The organism is Sphingomonas sp. (genome assembly GCF_031426035.1).
Lineage (GTDB): Bacteria > Pseudomonadota > Alphaproteobacteria > Sphingomonadales > Sphingomonadaceae > Sphingomicrobium.
Genome location: NZ_JANPKO010000016.1, coordinates 1 through 4,448, shown reverse-complemented (window position 1 = coordinate 4,448; position 4,448 = coordinate 1). Strand labels below are relative to the sequence as shown.

Below are 4,448 nucleotides of genomic sequence, written 5' to 3'. Positions count from 1 at the left end.
GATCATCCCCGACGACGGGACGGACCCGGTCGAGTATCTGGTGCCCAAGTCCAAGGTGATCGACGTCCAGGAAGGCGATTACGTTAAGCGCGGCGACAACCTCGTCGGCGGGTCGCCCGATCCGCACGACATCCTCGAGGTGCTCGGCGTCGAAGCGCTCGCCGAATATCTCGTCAGCGAGATCCAGGAGGTCTACCGCCTCCAGGGCGTCAAGATCAACGACAAGCACATCGAGGTGATCGTTCGCCAGATGCTGCAGAAGGTCGAGATCACCGACGGCGGCTCGACCACCCTGCTCGCGGGCGAGCAGGTCGACCGCGAGGAGATGGACGAGATCAACTCCAAGCTCGAGAAGAAGCAGAAGAAGGCCGAGGGCAAGCCGGTGCTGCTGGGCATCACCAAGGCGTCGCTGCAGACCCGCAGCTTCATCTCGGCGGCGTCGTTCCAGGAGACCACGCGGGTGCTCACCGAGGCTTCGGTGCAGGGCAAGATCGACACGCTCAACGGCCTCAAGGAGAACGTCATCGTCGGCCGCCTGATCCCGGCCGGGACCGGTGCCGGCATGAACCGCCTGCGCGTTGCCGCGACCAGCCGCGACACCGCCTTGCGCGCCGCCCAGCGCAAGATCCAGGAGTCGCTGATCCTTCCGAACAGCGCCGCCGAGGAGCATGCCGCCGAGCTCGCCCAGGGCCCGGAAGCAGCGGTCAACCTCGACCCGCTGGCGGCGGTCACGCCGTCCGGCAACGGCACCGATGCCGATGCCGGGGACTATCTGAAGGCGTGAAGCGCTCCTGCGAAAGCAGGAGCCCAGACTGGATCCCTCCCTTCGCTGGGATACAAGCAAAAAAAGCCCCGCCGGTTTGCGTCGGCGGGGCTTTTCTTTGGTTCAGGCGAGCCGCGTCACCCGATACGGGCGAGCGGCCGCAATTCGGCTCAGGTGGCCTTGTCGACCTCGTTGGCGGCCGAGTTGACGTCCTCGGCGGCGCCGCGAACGGTGTTGCACGCGGCAATCGCGAGCGATCCGCCGATCAGCACCATCGTCATCACTTTGCGAAGCATATTTATTCTCCTGTCTGACAATTGGATCGAACGCGGGAAGCCCGCGAACGTTTCCATTCCGCCACCGCAATTTTCTCACCGTTTACGGCCAAGGGCAATGCCCTGTCGTCAAATTGCCACCGGCGCCGCGATGTGCGGGTGCGGATCGTAGCCGTCGAACGCGAAGTCCTCGGGCTCGTAGTCGAACAGCCCCTGCCCGCGCTCGCGGATGGTCAGGCGCGGCAGCGGCCGCGGCTCACGCGAAAGCTGCAGCCGCGCCTGGTCGAGATGGTTCGAGTAAAGATGCACGTCGCCGCCGGTCCACACGAACGTGCCCGGCTGAAGCCCGCACTCCCGCGCCAGCATGTGCGTCAGCAGCGCGTAACTGGCGATGTTGAACGGCACGCCAAGGAAGAAATCGGCGCTGCGCTGGTACAGCTGGAGGTTGAGCCGCCCGCCCGCGACCTGGGTCTGGAACAGGCAGTGGCACGGCGCCAGCGCCATGCGGTGCAGCTCCCCCGGGTTCCACGCGGTGACGATCTGCCGCCGCGAATAAGGGTCGCGCTTGATCAGCTCGACGAGGTTGGCGATTTGGTCGATGTGCTTGCCGTCGGCGCTTTCCCAGTCGCGCCACTGCTTGCCGTAGACCGGCCCCAGGTCGCCGTTGTCATCCGCCCACTCGTCCCAGATGCCGACCTTGCGCTCTTTGAGCCAGGCGATGTTGGTGTCGCCGCGCAAAAACCACAGCAATTCGACGATGATCGAGCGCAGGTGGAGTTTCTTGGTGGTCAGCAGCGGGAAGCCGTCGGCGAGGTCGAACCGCAACTGCGCGCCAAAATGCGACAAGGTGCCGGTACCGGTGCGGTCCTCCTGCGCCACGCCGCGGTCGAGGATCAGCTGCATGAGGTCGAGATACTGGCGCACGACGCTGTCCCTAGCGGCACCGGACCGCCGCTCCAACCCCGCACCATTGGGTCCGTTACGGACTAAAGCCGGGCCGCACCGGACTCGGTTGCGATGGCGTGCCCGCCCGCCCGGGCATAGCTTGCGCCCATGCTGTATCAGCGTGCCGATCTGCCCCTCAAGCTCGACGGCCTCGCCGCCGCCGAGGCGTTCTTCGCCGGTTGCTTCGCCGATTCCGATCCCAGCCGTGAAAGCCTGTTCGTCGCCCATGTCGACGGGCAGGCGCGCTGCGTCCATGTGACACGCCACGGTGGCGACGCGGGATCGGCGGAGCTTCCCATCCGCACCATCATCGCCGATGCCGCCCGCCATGGCAGCGTCGGGCTGGTCCTCGCCCACAACCACCCGAGCGGCGACATCACGCCCAGCGACTCCGATTGCCGCGCCACGCGGCGGCTAGCCAACGCCGCCGAGGCGCTCGATTGCACCGTCCTCGACCATCTCGTGTTCGCAGGAGCCGAGTGCGTCAGCTTCCGCCGGATCGGGCTGCTTTAAAGCTTGCAGCGCTTGATCGCGCCCGGCGCGGGGCGCGCGCGGGCGATGCGGAAGGCGGCGAAATAGATGTCGTCGCCCGCCAGCGGAACGATCCGCGCCGGCTCCATCCCGACCGCGCGGAACTCGCATGTCAGCAGCGCGGGCGGCATGCCGTGGCGGCGCACCGGGCGGTCGGAATCGACCACGATCACCTCGCCCCCCGGCTTGAGCCCTTCGCGCAGGTGCCACAGGAAAGCATAGGGCGACTGCACCTCATGGTACATGTGGACGAGGAAGATGCGGTCGAACGATCTGGGCGGGAGCTTGGGGTCGTCGGGCAGGCCGAGGCGCACCGCGACATTGTCGAGATTGTCGCGCTGGACGCGCTGGATCAGCCGCTCGCGGATGTCGGGCACAATGTCCTCCGCGAGGACGCGGCCGTGGCGCCCGACCAGCGGCGCCAGGCGCACGGTGTAATAGCCTTCCCCCGCCCCGATGTCGGCCACCCACATCCCCGCCGCGACCCCCGCCAGCCGCATCACCTGCTCGGCCTCGCCGAGCCGGTCGCGGGCATCCTCGGTGGAAAAGCTGTCGCCCACGATCGGCGCGACCGGGCGGTGGGCCTTGGGGAAGTCGGCGTCCGGTGAAGGCTCGGCGCGACAGGCAGTTAGCGCGAGGACGGCGAGTAGGAAGCAGCGGGTCAAGGCGACTCCCCCTTCTTCTCCCTCTCCCCTTCAGGGGAGAGGGCCGGGGAGAGGGGGAGTCCGAGCGCATTGGCGATCGTCGTCATCACACCCTCGAAGTTCGCTCCAACCTCGTGATTCGTGAACCGCAGCACGCGATACCGCCGCCGCTCCAACTCCACCGTCCGGCGCGCGTCGTACGCCGACTGCGCCCCATGCATATCCCCGTCGACCTCAACCACGACCATGCGCGGAAGGCGGCAGGCGAAATCGACGATGTAGCGGCCGATCACGACTTGGCGGCGGAACTTGGCGCCAGCGAAGCGCTTGGCGCGGAGCGCGATCCACATGCGCTGCTCGATCGGCGTTTGCGCCGTGCGCATCTGCTTGGCGCGGGTCAGGAGAATCTGGTCGCGCACGCTGACTCCCCCTCTCCTTCCGCCCCTGCGTGGCTCCCTCCTCTCCCCTGAAGGGGAGAGGATTCACTCCACATCCTCGACCTCGACGCGCTCGCCGGTGACGCGCTGGGACAAGGCCGCGGCCATGAAGCGGTCGAGGTCGCCGTCGAGCACATCGCCTGGCGCGGTCGAGGTGACGCCGGTGCGCAAATCCTTGACCAGCTGATACGGCTGGAGGACGTAGCTGCGGATCTGGTGGCCCCAGCCGATGTCGGTCTTGGCCGCGGCATTGGCGTCGGACTCTGCTTCGCGGCGCTGCAGTTCGGCCTCGTACAGGCGCGCCTTCAACTGCTTCATCGCCTCGGCGCGGTTCTTGTGCTGGCTGCGCTGGTTTTGGCACTGAACGACGATGTTGGTCGGCACGTGGGTGATGCGGACCGCGCTGTCGGTGGTATTGACGTGCTGCCCGCCGGCGCCCGACGCGCGGTAGGTGTCGATGCGCAAATCGCTGTCGTTGATCTCGATGTCGATGTCGTCGTCGACCTCGGGATAGACCCACACCGAGGCGAAGCTGGTGTGGCGCCGCGCCGAGCTGTCGTAGGGGCTGATGCGGACCAGGCGGTGGACCCCGCTTTCGGTCTTCAAATTGCCATAGGCGTTGTCGCCCTTGACCAGCAAAGTCGCCGACTTGATCCCGGCCTGCTCGCCGGCGTGGTGGGCGATCAGTTCGACCTTCATCCCGTGGCGCTCGCCCCAGCGGGTGTACATGCGGCTGAGCAACTCGGACCCGTCCTGGCTTTCGGTCCCGCCGGCGCCCGAATTGTCCTCGACATAGCTGTTGTGGGGGTCGGCCTCGCCGGCGAGCAAGGCGGAGACCTTATCGCGCTCGGCG

At 67.1% G+C, this 4,448-nt stretch carries 6 protein-coding genes and 1 pseudogene; 2 read left to right on the top strand and 5 right to left on the bottom strand.

Features of this window, described 5'->3' with window-relative positions:
• Window positions 1-784: pseudogene (locus RMP08_RS01235) on the top strand (DNA-directed RNA polymerase subunit beta'); the annotation flags it as partial.
• Between the two features lie 149 nt (window positions 785-933).
• Here RMP08_RS01235 and RMP08_RS01230 read toward each other — a convergent pair.
• Together RMP08_RS01230 and RMP08_RS01225 are read right to left on the bottom strand one after the other, a co-directional pair.
• Complete coding sequence (locus RMP08_RS01230; protein WP_310467129.1) at window positions 934-1,059, bottom strand: entericidin EcnA/B family protein; 126 nt, start codon at window positions 1,057-1,059, stop codon at window positions 934-936.
• 108 nt (window positions 1,060-1,167) lie between these two features.
• Window positions 1,168-1,962, bottom strand: coding sequence for a thymidylate synthase (locus RMP08_RS01225; protein ID WP_310467128.1), 795 nt, complete (start codon window positions 1,960-1,962; stop codon window positions 1,168-1,170).
• A 129-nt stretch (window positions 1,963-2,091) separates the two neighbouring features.
• On the opposite strand from RMP08_RS01225, the gene RMP08_RS01220 reads away from it, so the two are divergent.
• The gene (locus RMP08_RS01220) at window positions 2,092-2,496 is read left to right on the top strand and encodes a JAB domain-containing protein (RefSeq protein WP_310467127.1); all 405 of its coding nucleotides are present in this window, start codon (window positions 2,092-2,094) and stop codon (window positions 2,494-2,496) included.
• On the opposite strand, the gene RMP08_RS01215 is transcribed toward RMP08_RS01220, so the two are convergent.
• The 3 genes from RMP08_RS01215 to prfB all read right to left on the bottom strand — a co-directional run.
• A complete protein-coding gene (locus tag RMP08_RS01215) occupies window positions 2,493-3,179 on the bottom strand; it encodes a class I SAM-dependent methyltransferase (protein WP_310467126.1) in 687 nt (228 codons plus the stop codon). The two genes, RMP08_RS01220 and RMP08_RS01215, sit on opposite strands and share 4 nt — an antisense overlap.
• The gene (locus tag RMP08_RS01210) at window positions 3,176-3,577 is read right to left on the bottom strand and encodes an endonuclease domain-containing protein (protein WP_310467124.1); all 402 of its coding nucleotides are present in this window, start codon (window positions 3,575-3,577) and stop codon (window positions 3,176-3,178) included. Before RMP08_RS01210 ends, RMP08_RS01215 begins: the two co-directional genes overlap by 4 nt.
• A 63-nt stretch (window positions 3,578-3,640) precedes the next feature.
• The coding region (gene prfB / locus RMP08_RS01205; RefSeq protein ID WP_310467122.1) for a peptide chain release factor 2 at window positions 3,641-4,448 on the bottom strand (808 nt) is incomplete at its 5' end.

Coding starts and splice junctions, on each gene's coding strand:
- RMP08_RS01220 (WP_310467127.1), top strand. CDS start 2,092: ATGCTGTATCAGCGTGCCGATCTGCCCCTCAAGCTCGACGGCCTCGCC.
- RMP08_RS01230 (WP_310467129.1), bottom strand. CDS start 1,059: ATGCTTCGCAAAGTGATGACGATGGTGCTGATCGGCGGATCGCTCGCG.